14 protein-coding genes and 1 pseudogene are annotated in these 17,274 nt (G+C 45.9%); 8 read left to right on the top strand and 7 right to left on the bottom strand.

Annotation, left to right across the window (positions count from 1 at the left end; all coding sequences use genetic code 11):
• Positions 1 to 12: 12 nt before the first annotated feature.
• Entirely contained in the window at positions 13 to 1,197 is a 1,185-nt protein-coding gene (locus tag NDI48_25240; protein ID MEP0834473.1) for a homocysteine biosynthesis protein, read from the bottom strand.
• A gap of 969 nt (positions 1,198 to 2,166) precedes the next feature.
• Between NDI48_25240 and psaB the strand changes: the two are divergent.
• Positions 2,167 to 3,845: pseudogene (psaB, locus tag NDI48_25235) on the top strand (photosystem I chlorophyll a apoprotein A2).
• A gap of 484 nt (positions 3,846 to 4,329) precedes the next feature.
• On the opposite strand, the gene NDI48_25230 reads toward psaB, so the two are convergent.
• The 3 genes from NDI48_25230 to NDI48_25220 form a co-directional block, all read right to left on the bottom strand.
• Positions 4,330 to 4,533, bottom strand: a complete 204-nt coding sequence (locus tag NDI48_25230; protein ID MEP0834472.1) for a hypothetical protein — start codon at positions 4,531 to 4,533, stop codon at positions 4,330 to 4,332.
• 335 nt (positions 4,534 to 4,868) lie between these two features.
• The gene (locus NDI48_25225) at positions 4,869 to 5,993 is read right to left on the bottom strand and encodes an ABC transporter ATP-binding protein (GenBank protein MEP0834471.1); all 1,125 of its coding nucleotides are present in this window, start codon (positions 5,991 to 5,993) and stop codon (positions 4,869 to 4,871) included.
• Positions 5,994 to 6,083: 90 nt separating this feature from the next.
• Complete coding sequence (locus NDI48_25220) at positions 6,084 to 6,332, bottom strand: hypothetical protein (GenBank protein ID MEP0834470.1); 249 nt, start codon at positions 6,330 to 6,332, stop codon at positions 6,084 to 6,086.
• Positions 6,333 to 6,641: 309 nt separating this feature from the next.
• Between NDI48_25220 and NDI48_25215 the strand changes: the two genes are divergently transcribed.
• Entirely contained in the window at positions 6,642 to 7,196 is a 555-nt protein-coding gene (locus tag NDI48_25215) for a DNA starvation/stationary phase protection protein (GenBank protein ID MEP0834469.1), read from the top strand.
• A gap of 334 nt (positions 7,197 to 7,530) precedes the next feature.
• Here the strand turns inward: NDI48_25215 and NDI48_25210 are convergent, their stop codons facing one another.
• Positions 7,531 to 7,767, bottom strand: coding sequence for a hypothetical protein (locus tag NDI48_25210; GenBank protein ID MEP0834468.1), 237 nt, complete (start codon positions 7,765 to 7,767; stop codon positions 7,531 to 7,533).
• 290 nt (positions 7,768 to 8,057) lie between these two features.
• Between NDI48_25210 and menH the strand changes: the two genes are divergently transcribed.
• The 3 genes from menH to NDI48_25195 all read left to right on the top strand — a co-directional run bounded on the left by menH (position 8,058) and on the right by NDI48_25195 (position 12,258).
• Positions 8,058 to 8,855: a 2-succinyl-6-hydroxy-2,4-cyclohexadiene-1-carboxylate synthase gene (menH, locus tag NDI48_25205; protein ID MEP0834467.1), complete on the top strand. Its 798-nt coding sequence runs from the start codon at positions 8,058 to 8,060 to the stop codon at positions 8,853 to 8,855.
• A gap of 162 nt (positions 8,856 to 9,017) precedes the next feature.
• Complete coding sequence (locus NDI48_25200; protein ID MEP0834466.1) at positions 9,018 to 10,217, top strand: phosphodiester glycosidase family protein; 1,200 nt, start codon at positions 9,018 to 9,020, stop codon at positions 10,215 to 10,217.
• Between the two features lie 244 nt (positions 10,218 to 10,461).
• On the top strand, positions 10,462 to 12,258 hold the full coding sequence (locus NDI48_25195) for an ABC transporter ATP-binding protein (protein MEP0834465.1): 1,797 nt from the start codon (positions 10,462 to 10,464) through the stop codon (positions 12,256 to 12,258).
• 69 nt (positions 12,259 to 12,327) lie between these two features.
• Here the strand turns inward: NDI48_25195 and NDI48_25190 are convergent, their stop codons facing one another.
• The gene (locus NDI48_25190) at positions 12,328 to 13,746 is read right to left on the bottom strand and encodes an aspartate ammonia-lyase (protein ID MEP0834464.1); all 1,419 of its coding nucleotides are present in this window, start codon (positions 13,744 to 13,746) and stop codon (positions 12,328 to 12,330) included.
• A 245-nt stretch (positions 13,747 to 13,991) separates the two neighbouring features.
• Between NDI48_25190 and NDI48_25185 the strand changes: the two genes are divergently transcribed.
• Positions 13,992 to 14,381 carry a response regulator gene (locus tag NDI48_25185; protein MEP0834463.1) on the top strand — a complete coding sequence of 130 codons (390 nt, stop codon included), beginning with the start codon at positions 13,992 to 13,994 and terminating at the stop codon, positions 14,379 to 14,381.
• 127 nt (positions 14,382 to 14,508) lie between these two features.
• On the opposite strand, the gene NDI48_25180 is transcribed toward NDI48_25185, so the two are convergent.
• Positions 14,509 to 14,877 (bottom strand): hypothetical protein, encoded by a 369-nt coding sequence (locus tag NDI48_25180; GenBank protein MEP0834462.1) that lies wholly within the window; start codon positions 14,875 to 14,877, stop codon positions 14,509 to 14,511.
• Positions 14,878 to 15,681: 804 nt separating this feature from the next.
• Here NDI48_25180 and NDI48_25175 point away from each other — a divergent pair.
• Complete coding sequence (locus NDI48_25175; protein ID MEP0834461.1) at positions 15,682 to 16,056, top strand: hypothetical protein; 375 nt, start codon at positions 15,682 to 15,684, stop codon at positions 16,054 to 16,056.
• A gap of 35 nt (positions 16,057 to 16,091) precedes the next feature.
• The gene (locus NDI48_25170) at positions 16,092 to 17,186 is read left to right on the top strand and encodes a phosphotransacetylase family protein (GenBank protein ID MEP0834460.1); all 1,095 of its coding nucleotides are present in this window, start codon (positions 16,092 to 16,094) and stop codon (positions 17,184 to 17,186) included.
• Positions 17,187 to 17,274 lie beyond the last annotated feature (88 nt).

Here is a 17,274-nt window from a genome sequence, read left to right as displayed (position 1 = left end):
AGGGGAGGCTCATCAAGAGGTGTACAAATCTTGAGGTAAAAAGGATCGGTTCATCGGAATGGAGGCTACGGGTTCAGTCAGCGTAAAGTCACCCTGGAGAATCCACTGCTTTAATTCCACCGCAACTTGCCGCGAACGAAAGATACTCGCCAGAGGCGCGACCTTGACAGATTTGCCATCAACGGTGATGCGACCTGTCTTGAGTTGGGCATAGCTGACTAAACCAAAGGTAGGACGGACGCGCCGGGGGATGGAGAAATCTACCACCGGTGCAACAACATCCTGATCTTGGACAGCACAGCCATTGACCACCTCCTCGTTCAATACCGGGAGTGGCACACCCACACCCAGCATCAGAGACGGGCCATAATTTTTGAAGTAACAACCCCGTACCCACTTGGGACTCATTTGCTTGGCATCCCCGATCAAAGCTAATGTCGCGGATGGGCCGATGGGTGTTCGATTGGGAAGGCGTTTTTGTAAGGGAAAGTGTTGGGTACCTTCCCAGGCGATGTAACCAATGCCACCACCGAGGAAAATTTGGGTGCCGATACCAATGAGTTTGAGCTCGGGGTCATTCAGCAGGGGGGAAATTGCTCCAGGGTTGGAGTAAACGGCATTGGCGAGTCGCGGTTGTAAGGGACCGAGGTAGGTGAACAGTGGGCGATCGCCTCCATTGACCCCAACAATAAAATTTTGATAGAGATTGCGAGGATTAAATAGATAAAATTGATTAATCGTCTCGCGGGTAATCGTTGTCTCAAAAGACGCCCTGGGATAGCAGTCTGTCACCTGTCCCATCGCGCGCAAATGTACAGGTTTATCCGCAATCAAGTCTTCTATCACATGACCGCCGCCTCGTTCTCTCAATTCCTCGACATCAGGCACCTCTCCCGTATCGATATAATCTACCCCTTGAGTGGCTCCCAAATACAAATCCACTGCCCCAAACCCAGCATAGGCGGGAATACCATCCAACCAACACTTGCGAATTTTCATGGGTGGGTCTGTGTGACCCAAATTAATAATGGCACCTGAAGACTCCATTGGCTCAAACGTGCCAGTAGTTACAACATCTACTTCCTTGGCCGTCTGAGTGACACCAACCTCTGCCACCCTGGCTTTAAGTTCCTCTATTGTCCATACCACCGCACATCGGCGACGAATTTTGTCATTAATTTCAGCAAGGGTTCGCATTGTTGGTTAATGGCTCAGACTGGACTATTCCCTAGTTTCTAGCATTTGACCACAATCTGAGCAGTAGACTTTTGTCAAAAGTCGAAACTAGATATGTCTCGCAACTCGTGGTATAACCTAAAACAAGTTTATTTAACATTAATTCATTACTTTCGATATAAGTACCTGGACTTCAGAAGCCCTTAATCTAGCGGATGGAAATTACTTCTCTGCACAATATGAAAAGGGCGCTCGTTTTTGAGGGAATTTTAGAGATCGCCTTTTTCTTTTTACCATTACACAACAGGTGGCGAAGAATTCAGGGATAGGGCGGAAACGAACAAATGCATTGGGTTCATACTCTCACTGTCAAGGACTCTTTCACCTATTTCCTGTGGCCTGTATCTGCCATTACCAAATGATTTAATATCAATCTCTCTTTTTAGGTAGAAAGCCCAAAAAATGGTAAAAGTTAAGTTGATTATTACTTCCTATAGAGCTGGGATTCATCTTTGCATTGAGCACAAATCACCCAATAAATCGGTAACTGATTATCGCCAGAAGCTCAGATTGCTGAATCTAGAGCCACTTCCAACTCGAATATCAAATTGATGGGGTTGATTCATGCTTAGAAACCTCCTATTAAGAGAGATAGTGTTGCCAAGGATAGTTTGCTCAACAGTGCATGAATTGATTGAGATAATGAAGAATTCACTAATTCGGTGAAAATAAAATTATCTGATTCCACATCAATGAAAAGTAAAGATTTAAAGCAATTTGTTCTTTGAGCGAGAAATGAGTTACCAAGTAAGATGAGTATTAATTTGGGAATTAAGTAATATTAACCTCATATTCGCCAGTTTTGTCTATTAGGTTGACCTCCAATTTGATGCTGAAAGCATGTTTATTTAATGACAAGTCGTTGCTAGTTCCCGCTTGACTATCCACCTGAATTAGCGTTCATGGAGGACGTTAGGAAATTACATAGCAATAAACAAATTTCCCAAATTTAGCCAGGACTTGGCTCAAGATCCGACAACACGTCGAATCTGGTACGGGATTGCCCAAGCTCACGATTTTGAAAGTCATGATGGCATGACAGAGGAAAATCTTTATCAAAAGATTTTTGCCTCTCACTTTGGTCATCTAGCCATCATTTTTTTGTGGACTTCTGGCCTTCTGTTCCACGTCGCGTGGCAAGGTAACTTTGAAGTGTGAATTAAAGATCCACTCAATATCCGTCCTATCGCCCATGCGATTTGGGACCCCCAATTTGGTGCACCGGCTGTTGATGCTTTCACCCAAGCAGGCGCAACCTATCCAGTGAACATTGCATACTCCGGTGTTTATCACTGGTGGTACACCATTGGTATGCGGACGAATAACGACCTGTATCAAGGTGCCGTGTTCCTGTTGCTGCTATCTGCGGTTTTCTTGTTTGCCGGTTGGCTACACCTGCAACCTCGGTTCCGCCCCAGTTTGGCTTGGTTTAAGAGCGCTGAATCTCGACTAAACCATCACCTAGCCGGGTTGTTTGGGGTTAGTTCTCTAGCCTGGACGGGTCACTTGGTTCACGTTGCTATCCCCGAATCTCGTGGACAGCATGTGGGTTGGAATAACTTTCTGACGACCATGCCGCACCCAGAGGGATTGAGACCATTCTTCACCGGCAACTGGGGTGCCTATGGCCAGAACCCGGATACGGCTGAGCATATTTTTGGCACATCTCAAGGTGCTGGAACCGCAATTCTCACCTTTTTGGGTGGCTTCCATCCTCAGACTCAGTCCTTGTGGCTGACGGATATGGCTCACCACCATTTAGCGATCGCAGTCATCTTTATCATTGCCGGTCACATGTACCGGACGAACTTTGGGATTGGTCACAGTATCAAAGACAGCGGGTACTCAATCACAAAGAGGCGATTATATCGCACTTATCTTGGGTTTCTCTGTTCCTCGGCTTCCACACCTTGGGGCTTTACGTCCACAACGATGTGGTAGTTGCCTTTGGAACTCCTGAGAAGCAAATCTTGATTGAGCCAGTATTTGCTCAGTTCATCCAGGCATCTCACGGTAAGTTGCTCTATGGAATGGACGTTCTGTTATCGAATCCTGACAGTATTGCTAATACAGCATGGCCGAACTACGGCAACGTTTGGTTACCCGGCTGGCTGGATGCGATTAACAGTGGGACAAACTCTCTGTTCTTAACCATTGGCCCTGGCGATTTTCTGGTACACCACGCGATCGCACTCGGTCTGCACGTCACCACGCTGATTTGTGTCAAGGGTGCGTTGGATGCTCGTGGGACTAAGCTGATGCCGGATCAGAAAGACTTCGGCTTTACCTTCCCCTGCGATGGCCCAGGTCGGGGCGGCACCTGCCAAACTTCAGGTTGGGAACAGTCCTTCTACCTCGCCATCTTCTGGATGCTCAACACCATTGGTTGGGTCACCTTCTACTGGCACTGGAAGCATCTGGGTATCTGGCAAGGCAACGTGGCTCAGTTCAATGAGTCTTCGACTTACATCATGGGCTGGCTACGGGACTACCTTTGGCTGTACTCGGCTCAGGTCATTAACGGCTACAATCCTTACGGCACAACGAATTTGTCTGTTTGGGGCTGGATGTTCCTGTTCGGTCACCTGGTTTGGGCAACCAGTTTCATGCTTTAAAAAAATAAAAGCCCCAGACATTAAGAGCCTGGGGCTTTTTTTCGGTAGGAGGTAAATCACTCAGTGAAGCAATCTGGCGTCTGATACCTAATCCGGCTTCTAGATCCCTGGATTAAGCGTCTAAACAATCACTTCCCCATCCTCCCCCTTAGCCCGACCCCCTCTCCCTGTTTTGGGGAATAAGGGGGTTATCGAAACAGATTGGGTATGACCGCCTGATAGGCATTCAACAGTTAAGTCAAAACTCTATCGATAGGACTGTACCAGTAATTTTAAAATGGCTATCTTTACCGCAAACAGCCCATTTTTTCGCAGACTTATGGGTTGTTTGTCAAGCTCATAGGCATGAACACTGTTAACTCAAACCTGATCTACGGACTGCACCAATAATTTAGCAATGGTTATCTTTGTAGCAAATGGACTACTTCTGAAAGACTCCTAGCTCCTAGTTCTCAGCCTCTAGCCTTGTTCGTTAAGACTATACCTGCTGAGCCAACAAATGAGGTTGTGCCGAAGTCACATCAAAAATGACTTCGTAAGATGCTGTAGGATTTTTGGAGCGGAGAATTTGTAGATGGGATTCAGCGTCACCCCGACGATGAAAGCGCACAATCAGGCGTGATTGCTGGTTAGGTAGTTGCCGGACGATACACCACGGATTTACATGGTTTTTGTAGGTCATGAGATTCTCCTAGTCAGTAGATGCAATTGAGTACGCTCTTGACAAGCGCGTTGACATTAACTCAGCGGCAAAATGAGGAGGAATCACTTGCCGCTTAATAATATTAATAGAGAATCTAAAAAGCCCCGTGGAGGTACAGACCCCTAATCACAATTTAATTTTGGGATTTGGGATGGGCGAATTTAGAAAGTATTGATAGTAGGTAATTTTACCAGGTCAAATATGGCAAACCTAAACCCAACAAATGAGATAAAAAGGTAGCCCAGAGATCGCGTGAGTCAAAGAGGCTTGTTCTAGCCAAGTTCGACTCTATTAAGGATGTGTGCAGGAATCGATTAAAGCAATACAGGTGTGCTTTGAGATATTGATGAGGCGGCTGGAAAAATTGGCAAGGGATTCGCCACAGATAGTTGTACCCGCGTTCCCACTGGCAACAGAGTACTCAGTGTTGTGCGAGCATGGAGTTGTTTTCCTGAGGGAGTTTCTAAACAGTAACGATACTCACGACCGAGAAAGTGGCGATCGCGAATCACTACCTTGGCCTCGTCATCAACCTTAAGAATGAGATTTTCTTCGCGCAACATTAACTCGCCCACGTCGAGAACAGAGGATTGAGTTTCGCCTGTGGGGTTGAGTTTGGAGTCCACCATCCTCATTTCAAAAGACCCGACTTCAGTTTCCCATAAGTGTTCTCGGCGTCGAGCGGGGAGAAAATTGGACTGAGTGACAAATTCTGCCACAAAGCGAGAGGCGGGATGAGTATAAATTTCCTCTGGTGTTCCCAATTGCTCTAAGTGTCCACCACGCATCACACCGACCTTGTCGGAAATGGAAAGAGCTTCTTCTTGGTCGTGGGTGACGAAAATCGCAGAGGTTCCCGTTTCCTTGAGAATCGATCGCACTTCTTGGCGCAACCGCAGACGCACTTGGACATCCAGATTGCTCAAAGGTTCATCCAACAAAATTAAAGCCGGTCTTGGTGCTAAGGCACGGGCGAGAGCCACTCGTTGCTGCTGACCTCCTGAGAGTTCGTGGGGGTAGCGTTGTTCGAGTCCTGATAATCCCACCAGGGCGATCGCTTCTTTGACTTTTTCTTTGAACCCATGCACCTTGCTCCGAGCTCGGCTCTTTTTCAAACCAAAGGCGACATTGTCCGCCACACTGAGGTGAGGAAACAGAGCATAGTCCTGAAACACCATACCCGTGTCCCTTTGTTCTGGCGGTACCCAATAACCGCCACCCGCCACCGGACGTCCTGCTAATTCCACGATGCCCGATTGGGGTTGCTCAAACCCTGCGACAATTCGCAACAGTGTCGTTTTGCCACAGCCAGATGGCCCCAGTAACCCTAATAAATCTCCTTGCTGTAGCGTCAATGTGACATTAGCTACGGCTGGGTAAGAGGAATGCTCAAACTGCTTGGTGATGCCCTCTAAATGTAGAATCGCTGAGTTCGTCATTGAAGTCTTTGAGTTTCGAGAGTTTTGGAGTCCTGGATCGGGGAGTTGGGTTAGTCTATCCCAGATTTCAGTCGCCGAATAGACCCGATGTTAGTTCCGAATTTGCCAGCAACGTTCCAGCCAACAGGCTAGTTCCGGGCGTGAAACGGTTAACTGCCTGACCACACTCCAGAGTTGAATGGCTGCCGTAACATCCTTGATTTGATAGCGCAAAGGCTGGTTAGTGGCACATTCACAAGGAATGGCTAACTCTTGTAAGCGCGTGTACACTTGCCAGCGATCGCCCCAGCTAATCTCAATGTCTTGCTTGGTCTCTATTTTGGAACTCGATCGATTCATGGGTTTCCAAAGATGCGATAATTTATCATTAGTGCTTTCCCAGAAAGCTTCAGTGCTTTCGGGAGACTTGAACAATAAAGGGGTGTCTCAAATCTTTTACCAGACTAAACTACATATAAAACAAATGCCAAGAATTCTCAACTAACTCGCTAAAATTAACGAGAGTCAATCCTAAATAGCTCAGAAAACCAGCAAGCCAGCATACTGATGTATGACTGGTAAGGTATTGATTTGGTGAAATTTCTGAATTAGGCGTGTTAGACTTTATCATTGCCAATAAAACCTGCCTAATGATAGGAGAACACGACCATGGCAGAAACTCAGGGTATATTACGCACCTTTGGCGAAGTCTACGATAATCCAGTCTTGTTAGAGCGGAATGTCACTGCACCGATTTGTGAAGGACTGAACATTGCTTTGGCAAGTTTTCAAGCGCTCTACCTGCAATACCAGAAACATCACTTTGTGGTGGAAGGTGCTGAATTTTACATGCTGCACCAGTTCTTTAATGAGAGCTACGATGACGTGCAGGAGCACGTCCATGATATTGGAGAGCGCTTAGATGGACTGGGCGGTGTTCCGGCAGCTAGCTTCGCGGCACTGGCGCAATTGTGTTGCTTTACGCCAGAAGCGGATGGAGTCTTTTCGTGCCGCGAGATGGTAGAACACGATCTAGCCGCAGAACAAGCCTTGATTCAACTAATTCGGCGTCAGGCAGGACAAGCAGAAAGTTTGGGCGATCGCGGTACCCGCTATCTGTACGAACAAATCCTGCTGAAAACCGAGGAAAGAGCTTACCATTTGGCTCACTTCCTCGCTCCTGACAGCTTAACGCTGGGGTTTGTCTCCGGTTCACAAAACTAGCACTTCAAGTGTGAATTGAACTCTGCCTAAAGATTGAAGTTTTTAACGTTACCCAGGTTTTTGTCAGAGCGGGTTTACCTGTACAACGCGGAGCTTGATCAAAGATTTAGCCAAGGATTTTGAAACGAGCAAACAGAACCATCAAAACCCGTCCTGACTGAATGCCATCATCGGCGAACATAAAATTCACCCCTCAATCATTAAAACCCGCCTTCACCGATACGACGTTAGGGCAAAGTCGAAAGTGAAGGGGGGTTTTATTTTTAAGCGATCGCCTAACCTCCTCGCTCCCCCCCTTCTTTCGCAAGTACTCACAAACCTCTGCCAGAATGCACTAGTGCAGCAACTTCTTTGCCAAGACATCCCTGTCATCTTCACTCAATCTGTCCCAATCCAGTCCCCGCTTAGCGCTCAAGGCTCGCAGTTGTTGTTCTTCCTGCTTTGACTTATCATCTTCAGCTCGCGTCCCTGTTTCGTGATGGAGAGCATCCAAGACTGCGAATTTATCCTTCTTCGGCAGTTGCTTGACCAAATCAATCACTTGGCTAACTGTCAATTCTAGTTTCGGCATAGTTATAACCTCGGCAACTTATTAAATCGACATCTTAAGCCCACAGTGCTGATGAAATTAGAAGGCTTTGTGGGCAACACAGAAAAGCAAACGTCTACGACGAACAAGGAAAGAGCGCACTGAATCGTTTCTATTCAACAGGCACGAATGGCCTTTATTTCAATTCAGCCACTTAGACTATCACAAGCGCGATGGCGAAGTATTCCCCTAGGGTAGATAACTACTGTTCCCTTGTTCAAATGAGATAGGGTATCTTACCTCCAGTAGGGTTGCCAAAGCGGTGGTAGAGGATGACGTTTGATCATTTTAAATGGCACTATTTTTTCAGAGGTAATAGAGCTAAACCTCTGATTCTTTTTTTGCATGGATTTATGGGTGACAGCAATGAATTTAATCAAGTTATTTCCTTATTGTCTGACCAATTTTGTTATCTAAGCGTTGACCTTCCCGGTCATGGAAGAACTAGGGTGATGGGAGGGGAAGAGTGCTACACGATGTCAAACACCGCCCATGCCTTGATTAACTTGCTAGACCAGTTAAATGTGCAAAATTGCTTTTTAGTCGGCTATTCGATGGGGGGTCGATTGGCTTTATACCTAACTCTTCATTTTTCACAACGTTTCTCTAGGATTGTGCTTGAATCTACATCTCCGGGTCTGAAAACCCAAGGGGATCGATTAGAACGAATCCAACGTGATTTTGAGCTAGCGAATAAATTGGAAAAAAGTAATTTTTCAAGATTTTTAGCCAATTGGTATAGCCAGCCGCTTTTCGCTTCTTTAAAAAATCATCCAGATTTTGATTCTTTAAAACAAACCCGATTACAAAATAATCAGTTTGAATTAGCTAAATCACTGCGTAATCTAGGTACTGGATGTCAGCCTTCTTTATGGGAGAAACTCCAAAATAACAAAAATTATCTGCTCTTGCTAGTTGGTGAATATGACACCAAATTTATAACCATCAACTCTGAAATGATTAGATTGTGCCCATTCGCACAGCTAGAAATTGTTAGTAATTGTGGTCATAATATCCACTTTGAAGACCCGAAAACATTTGTTGAGAATGTTCAGTCATTCTTAATATAATGTAATGTATTTAGCCTAAATTAACACAAAGTACTTTGTCTTGCTCTTGGCGATCGCACTCTTTGGTTGTGGTAGCGATCAGGCGATCGCTGCTTCTAAACTGGGAGGGTTAGGACAATCTGTCTGTGGGTTGTTGATTTTTTACGCTGTTAATAAATACTTATGAACGCTGCAAAAAAACTCTTTTTTTTCTTTTTTACTCTGATCAGTAGTCTTTTGATTGCCCCAACCTTCACCCCTCCATCTTCTTATCAGCCCATTGAAGTCATAGACGGTGCAGCTTTGTATAAACAAGAACTAACTGACGGCAACGAAGCCTATCTGCAAGTTATTAACCTGCACAAAATGCAAATAGACCAACTGATTGGAGAGGTAGATAATATGGGTCTACGACAGGGGAAATACTATCAAGGAGAAGGTGAGCATTACAGCCCTTTCTTTCAAAGGAAGCTGTTTGAGGAAGTGACCAACGAATATAAACAACTGTACAGTGACGCAGTTTTTTCCATCATCAATTGTTCTTTTTTTGAGCAATACAAATCCAGTACACAGCTTTCCTTCCCGATTAAACTTAATGGCAAAGTCATCAGTGCTGGAAATAGCCCCTATGGACCTATCAGCCAACCCAGGGATGCGTTTTATAGTAAAGTCCGCCTGAAGGCTTTGGTCTGGGATGACAAGCAAGCGTACATTACGGATTACGACCCGACTACGGGTGCGCCTCTGAACGAAAGGGGTGTTCAAAATGCGCTCGTTACTTACAAATACAGCGACCATCCGGCTAAAGTATTAGCCCAAAATCAACGAAATAGGTATCATGTCATCGGTACACTCAATTTTGATGGTATTAAAGGCGACGAACTGCTGTTAATCGTGACAGTGAACAAAGCAACACTGGACGAAGCCGCCGATTTATTACGTCAATTAGGCGTCAAAGGGGATATCATAACCGTTGACGGCGGCACCTCTACTTACCTGTTCAATTCCCGGATGGGGAATATTATGCTACCTCAATCGGCTAATCCCAAAGATAGTCCTTCCTTCCGCAACCTGCCACATTATCTAGGATTTCGCAAGAGAGGCAAACAGCAGGTTTCGCCACACATCTTTGTCAATCAACCTGCTGGTAAGGTACTCCTTGAGGAGAATCAGCCTTATCTCATATTGTGGAGGGACAATCTCGACGGCGAGGTGACGATTGAGTTGTACGAAAGGAACAAACTGATTCAAGTCATCTCTCCCCGTACTGCCAGCGATGGGGTTTATGAGTGGATACCAGATAGACCCGTGAAAGAGGGCTATTCTATTCGTATTTCTAGCTTAAAAAACCAGAAGATTTTCGATACGTTGCAATTACAATGAAGACTTGCTCATTAAAGTATTTCGGGATAATACCAAGTTCATAAAATAGTGCTAAACATTGACCCCCCAACCTCCTCATCCTCACCTTCGGCTCCGGTCGCTCGGCTTAGTAAGGGGGGAGTCAGAACAACATCATGTAGCAAGTATTTAGGAAGTTAGTAGAAGTGCGTTTTAGAGACACTCGATAAATATGATTGGGTTTACCTCTATGCCCTCTGTGCCCTCTGTGGTTTATAAAAAAACTATGTCCCATCCCATCCTCGATGTTCGTCATCTATCCATCGAGTTTCCCACCCAAAAAAAGCGAGTACCCGCCGTCCAAAATGTCTCTTTCACCCTTACCGCCGGAGAAACCTTAGGAATTGTCGGTGAGTCAGGTTCCGGGAAATCCGTAACATCGCTAGCCGTTATTGGACTGTTATCCCCCACCGCTAAAGTGACTGGGGAAATTTTATTTCATAACCCCAATACGGCGAATACCAATCCCATCAATCTATTAGCACTTCCGACTCACCAAAGACGGATTTATCGGGGTGGGTTAATTTCGATGGTGTTTCAAGAACCCCTGACTTCCCTAAACCCGGTTTACACCTGTGGCGAACAGGTGGTGGAAGCGATTTTGTTACATCATCAGGTTTCTCGCAAGGATGCTTATCGAAGAGCGATCGCACTTTTTGATGAAGTCAAATTACCCGACGCCAGAGGCATGATGAACCGCTATCCTCACCAACTTTCAGGGGGTCAACAGCAACGGGTGATGATTGCGATCGCATTAAGTGGCAACCCCGCCATCCTAATTGCCGATGAACCCACAACCGCGTTAGATGTCACCATTCAGGCGACGATTTTACAATTGCTGCGAGAACTGCGCGACGCTAGAGGCATGTCCATTCTCTTCATTACCCACGACATGGGAGTCATTGCAGAAATTGCTGATCGTGTGGTGGTTATGTATCGGGGTCAGGCGGTAGAAACAGCCAGCGTTTATCACCTATTTGCTAATCCTCAACACCCCTACACTCAAGGATTACTCAACTGTCGTCCTCGCCCGGAAAAGCAGTTAAAACGCTTGCCAACGGTGAGTGATTTTATGGAAGTTACAACGAATGCGGAGGGTGAAATTGAAATTCGCGCTAAAACCCATAGTTTAGAAGAAAGAAACTTGTTGTTAGCTGAAGTCAGTGATGGGGAGGTTAAAAACCGCTATCAGAATTTGCAACAACAGCAACCTTTACTCTCTGTGCGTCACTTAACGAAAGAATTTTCAGTCGGAACGAATTTCTTTGGCAAGAAAACAGGATTCAAAGCCGTTGATGATGTTAGTTTTGAGGTCTATCCAGGTGAAACATTAGGCTTAGTGGGAGAATCGGGTTGCGGCAAAACGACCTTGAGTCGCTGCCTTTTACGCTTGATTGAACCCACTTCCGGCGAGATTATTTTTGATGGTGATTCGGTTCTAGAACTGGATGCTAAAACACTGCGCCGCCTGCGCCGCTATATGCAAATTGTCTTCCAAAATCCCTATGGTTCCTTAGATGCAAGGCAGAGTATTGGCAAAGCTTTGATGGAACCGATGGAAATTCATCGCCTCGGTCATTCGCAACAGGAACGCCGACAAAAAGCGCTCAACTTGTTAGAACGGGTTGGACTGGATGGCAGCGCTTTCAATCGAATGCCCCATGAATTTTCTGGGGGTCAAAGACAGCGAATTTGTATTGCGCGAACCTTAGCTTGTGAACCGCGATTTATTGTTTGTGATGAGTCAGTTTCAGCCCTGGATGTCTCAGTTCAAGCACAGGTACTCAATCTCCTGAAAGATTTGCAACAAGATTTTGGCTTGACTTACATCTTTATTTCCCACGATTTGAGTGTGGTCAAGTTTGTCAGCGATCGCATTATGGTGATGAATCAAGGGCGGATTGAAGAAATTGGCACGGCTGATTCTATTTACAACAACCCCCAACGAGACTATACACGTCAGCTTATTGCAGCAATTCCTGATAGCAATCTAGAAGATATTCAAGCTAGACAATTGCGTTGAGCGATTGAGATATAGTCTTGTTCAACAGTTGGAAGAGCTTTCGATTTAGACGAGGGCTGAGAGCATCAATCAGCCTTCAGATTGGGGCAAAGCGCTCATTTCCTCTAGGTTTAACACTTGCGCTAACTCGTCAGGATTCATCAGTTCTCGTTCCAGAACAATTTGCCGCAAAGATTTGCCGGTTTCTAGAGATTCCTTAGCTACAGCCGCCGCGTTGAGATAACCGATATGAGGATTTAAGGCAGTAACGAGGGCGAGGCTACCTTCTGCATAGGCTAAACAGCGATCGCGATTCACCTGGATTCCCTCAATTCCCCGTTTCGTCAAAGCCGAGAGGGTGTTCCCCAAAATTTCGATGCTGTGAATCAGGTTGTAAGCAATCAGCGGCATCATCACATTCAGTTCTAATTGTCCCGCTTGAGCCGCCAGCGCGATCGCACTATCGTAGCCCATCACCTGAAAGCAAACCATTGAGGTCATTTCTGCCATCACCGGATTATACTTACCTGGCATAATCGATGAACCGGGTTGCACGGGCGGCAACTGTATTTCTTTCAAACCCGTTTTTGGCCCCGAATCCATCAGCCGCAAGTCATGAGAAATTTTCACACAATCTTGTGCCAAGTTGCGTAAACTACCCGAAACACTGACAAAGGGTGCCATACTCTGCATCGCCGCCATCAGGTGCGGGGTGGTTCGCAGGGGTTTATCGATCAACTCAGAGAGAATTTGGGCGACTCGCTGCCGATACTGGGGATGAGTGTTTAAACCCGTTCCTGCGGCACTTCCTCCCAAACCCAGTACCATTAAATCTTCAGAGGCTCTTTCAATCCGATTCATATGTTCGGAGAGGATTTGTGCCCAAGCCCGAAAACTTTCCCCCAATCGCACGGGCACAGCATCTTGCATGTGGGTTCTGCCCGATTTCACAATATCCTGAAATTCATCTGCCTTATTATCCAAGGCGGTAACCGCATCGGATAAAGCGGGGTACAAGCTATGTTCCAAGGCTAATAAACCACCGATGCGAATGGCGGTCGGAATCACATCATTGGTGGACTGACCATAGTTAACATGGTCGTTAGGGCTGACGCGCTTGTAGTTGCCCTTCTCTTCTCCCAGAAGTTCCAGCGCACGATTGGCTAGCACTTCATTGATATTCATGTGGTGGGAAGTCCCCGCCCCAGCTTGATAGACATCCACCACAAATTGATCGCGGAATTTACCTTGGAGAATTTCATCCGCTGCTTGGACAATCGCGTGGCTGAGTTCTTGGGAAATACAACCGAGTTCACCATTAGCGATCGCCGTGGCTTTTTTGATCAGCACGCAAGCATCTACATACGTGGGCAATGGCTTAATGCCACTAATGGGAAAATTTTCCATTGCCCGTAGCGTTTGAATCCCGTAATAAGCCTCAACGGGGATTTGCCGTTCTCCCATTGAATCTTTTTCTATACGGTAAGCTGCGCCTGTTGTTTCACTCATATTCGGTTGCGGTTGGTCTTAACAAAACAGTGAGGGTTCGGGGGAAGCGGTAGTTCCCCAGCTTCTTAGCGTAACGTGCCTAATACACGGATATCTTTTGTCACAAGCCCCACAAGTAAATTTGGGGGATTGAAGGAAAAAGTAAAAAGGGTAAACTATTTTTTCCTTCTGCTAATCCTAGATTACCCGTTGGAACGCAACTTAGTATAAATCACACGCGCAGGGCGCTAGAGGGGTAACCAACGATGATGACTGATTCTCAAGAAACAGCCAAGAAGATATTGGTCATTGAGAACGAAGGGATTATACGTTTAGCCCTGCTCAATCTACTCCATGACAACGGATTTCTAGCTATGGGCGCTGAGGATGGTCTGATCGGAGTCAAACTAGCTAGAGAGGTTATGCCCGAGTTAATTGTGTGTAATGTCAGAATGCCAGGAGTGAGTGGATATGAGGTGTTGAGAGAGTTGCGTACTCATCCTATTACTGCAACAATTCCGTTTCTCTTTCTTAGCGCTGAATCACCTCAAGCTGACATGATTCAGGAGTTACAGCTAGACACAGAACGGTATCTGACGAAACCGTATTCCTCTGAGCAACTTCTACAAGCCATAGCTAAAGCACTTGAATCTTGATCCGCTTACAGGGGGTTGGGGTTCGCATAGGCGGATGATACATCAACGCCCATGATTAAGTTCAGGCAAACATTGGGGTGTGATCCAGGTGATGCCACGAAAGCCACTGGCAACACCCAAGGAATGTTCACTGGAAAGACATGGCTCCAAATTCGTTGTGAGGCGTGACGAATGGAGCGAAAGTACTCGCCTCTGCCTCGACGCCCTCTTCACAAGGGGGAGCGGTACATCTTCGTGTATAGGGATCAAAATGAGGAGGATATACAATGATTTCCTTGCCTAAATCTAATGCTTTATGGTAAAGGGCAATAGCCTCAGCCAAGGAGAAACATTTCATGGGAATCCATCTGTTGCTATAAAAGAAGACTACAACCGGAGTTGTTTCATCCTCCCCCAGTGGGATTGGATTTCTCCAAGGAGAAACTACGTCACGAGTAGATATATCTAAATCTCTGTCTTGACGTAGATCTTTGGTTGGAGCTAGTAGACGACTCATAATCCCTTCTCAAAAAATAATCTGTAATCTGCTCAGATTTTCTTCGTTTCTAAAGTTTATTACTTCAGCAACATGGCTGGAATCCTTTACGCCAATTCGCTGAGAATTTTGACCTAAGTTGAAGAAAATCTAAACTTTATAGAATAAATTGAATTAATTGTTAAGATTAAAGGCTTACTTTTTTAGCCATCTGTCCTAGAAAAGTAACCATGACTCGAATGAGGCAGCAAGTTTCATACAGCCTTCTAGAAGTCATTAAGTCAAGGTTTGTTGATAAATTTGGGGAAAGCTGAGTTAACCGCGATCGCCTACGGTACTGCAAGTGAGTAAGTTGGCATCGGTTTTAATCGCTTGGGCATTGACTAGGAGTTAGACTGGCCTGATTACCCCGGCCTTGCAAGAATTGAGGCAGTCAAACATGCGTCTAGTCGCGTGCAGCTTGTTTGAGCTTACTCTATATTTACTGTCTTTGCCTAAGTCCTGACTTTTTAAGCTACGCCAAATATGACATTTGATGCTCGATGGATAAATTTTGTGTTGTTTAGCTCTTGCGCGATCGCTTCCCTGAGAACTCATCTCCAAGCCAACTCGATTAGAGCTAAACTCGATCCTACAGGATTCTATCCAGGCCAAATGCTTAAATGAGAATATTACCTTTAGGCGAGAAAACAGACAATTACCAAAATGAGTAATTTTCCTGCAATAATGCCCTTTGCCTAATCCGTGTTCTCTCACTAGGCTTGACGGTCAGTGAGCATCCAGCACGCTCTCCTTAACGGATGTTTATAAAGAAAAGATTCGCGTATGTCCATCGAAAAACTTCAGCCTGCCGACAAAGCGGCCGTTGGTGTTTACATGCCCTACTACCAGGGTGCCAAGCGCAACGTCTTACCTTTAGCCATTAGCCTGTATCAACAGGGTTCCCTCGAAGGCCAGCGCCGGATAGAAGGTGGTGATAGCATTCCCTTTGTGGCTACCTGGTTCGTCTCCAAGCTTCCTTCGGAACTGACGCGCTGCCGATTACAGTTTGATGGCAACGCCGACCTCAGTTACGAAGTAACTATGGCAAATTCTGAGTTTATCAATTACTTAATTGAAGTAATTATGAATTTCAAGCGAGCGCGTATGTCCGATTTTTCTCAGGCATTCTATCGCAAGCTGCTACGCATTGACGAGTAAGCACAACTTGAAACTAATTAGGAGAGAAAAAAGGGGTGGCAAAATCCGCTAAATATCTGCTGGTTGGGTCAACAGAGGCTTACTGCGGTAAGTCAGCGACAATTTTGGGCGTTGCCCATCAGCTGAAACAAAAAGGGCTAGAGATCGCCTATGGAAAACCACTAGGAACCTGTCTGAAAGATAGTTGCCCGAATGGAATGGAAGAAGATCTCCGGTTTATCCCACAAGTACTCAATTTGCCCCCAAAGCGGGTATATTCCTCCCTACTCTCTTTGGACGCCCAGAGCATTGAAAAACGCCTGCGGGGAGAGGACTCAACTAATTATCGTCAATCTCTAAAACAGTATATCCAAGAACCAAGCGGCGATTTAATGGTGTTGGAGGGGCCAGGAACTCTGAGTGAGGGGAGTTTGTTTGATCTATCCCTCCTGGAAGTGGCTCAAGAAATTGACGCTTGTGTCTTGCTAGTGGCTCGGTTTCATTCGGTTTTGATCGTAGAGACTCTATTGTCGGCTAAAGAACGCCTAGGTAAGCATTTGCTGGGAGTTGTGATTAACGATATTCCCGCCGACGAACTGTCGATGGCTCAATCAACCGTGCGACCGTTTCTAGAACGCCAGGGGATTCCAGTTTTGGCAATGTTACCCAGAAGTCCACTATTACGTAGTGTCAGCGTTCGGGAATTGGTACATCAGTTGCAAGCGGAAGTACTTTGTCGTTCTGATCGCTTGGATTTGCTGGTTGAGAGCTTGACAATTGGAGCCATGAATGTTAATGCAGCTCTAGGGTATTTCCGCAAGCGAAATAATATGGCAGTGGTAACAGGAGGCGATCGCGCAGACATTCAGATGGCAGCGCTCGAAACTTCGACCCAATGCCTCATCCTCACGGGTCACATGCCACCCCAACCCTTTATCCTCAACCGGGCCGAAGAGTTAGAAATCCCTGTTTTGTCGGTTGACCTAGATACGCTCACCACGGTGGAAATTATTGACTGTGCCTTTGGTCAGGTACGCCTCCACGAACCCATCAAAGTACAGTGCATTCAACAACTGATGGATCAGTACTTTGACATCAATCGCCTGATGAGTCAGTTGGGTTTAGAAACCATCGTGTCAGCACATTCATAGAGAATGGGTAATGGGTAATGGGTAATGGGTAATGGAAGTAAAAGCCGCTTACCGATTACCTATTCCCAATTCCCAATTTCCAAAAGGC

Source organism: Microcoleus sp. AS-A8 (genome assembly GCA_039962225.1).
In the GTDB taxonomy this organism is placed as follows: Bacteria; Cyanobacteriota; Cyanobacteriia; order Cyanobacteriales; family Coleofasciculaceae; genus Allocoleopsis.
The sequence above is the reverse complement of the archived record's forward strand: the minus strand, read 5'-3'. Positions and strand labels throughout refer to the sequence as shown.

Bases quoted from the DNA above. Each gene is read 5' to 3' on its own strand.
- NDI48_25215 (MEP0834469.1), top strand. From the start codon at position 6,642: ATGGCAGAAACTCAGGGTATATTACGCACCTTTGGCGAAGTCTACGAT.
- NDI48_25190 (MEP0834464.1), bottom strand. From the start codon at position 13,746: ATGAGTGAAACAACAGGCGCAGCTTACCGTATAGAAAAAGATTCAATG.
- NDI48_25175 (MEP0834461.1), top strand. From the start codon at position 15,682: ATGTCCATCGAAAAACTTCAGCCTGCCGACAAAGCGGCCGTTGGTGTT.
- NDI48_25240 (MEP0834473.1), bottom strand. From the start codon at position 1,197: ATGCGAACCCTTGCTGAAATTAATGACAAAATTCGTCGCCGATGTGCG.
- NDI48_25220 (MEP0834470.1), bottom strand. From the start codon at position 6,332: ATGAATCGATCGAGTTCCAAAATAGAGACCAAGCAAGACATTGAGATT.
- NDI48_25225 (MEP0834471.1), bottom strand. From the start codon at position 5,993: ATGACGAACTCAGCGATTCTACATTTAGAGGGCATCACCAAGCAGTTT.
- NDI48_25200 (MEP0834466.1), top strand. From the start codon at position 9,018: ATGAACGCTGCAAAAAAACTCTTTTTTTTCTTTTTTACTCTGATCAGT.
- NDI48_25180 (MEP0834462.1), bottom strand. From the start codon at position 14,877: ATGAGTCGTCTACTAGCTCCAACCAAAGATCTACGTCAAGACAGAGAT.
- menH (MEP0834467.1), top strand. From the start codon at position 8,058: ATGACGTTTGATCATTTTAAATGGCACTATTTTTTCAGAGGTAATAGA.
- NDI48_25230 (MEP0834472.1), bottom strand. From the start codon at position 4,533: ATGACCTACAAAAACCATGTAAATCCGTGGTGTATCGTCCGGCAACTA.
- NDI48_25185 (MEP0834463.1), top strand. From the start codon at position 13,992: ATGATGACTGATTCTCAAGAAACAGCCAAGAAGATATTGGTCATTGAG.
- NDI48_25210 (MEP0834468.1), bottom strand. From the start codon at position 7,767: ATGCCGAAACTAGAATTGACAGTTAGCCAAGTGATTGATTTGGTCAAG.
- NDI48_25195 (MEP0834465.1), top strand. From the start codon at position 10,462: ATGTCCCATCCCATCCTCGATGTTCGTCATCTATCCATCGAGTTTCCC.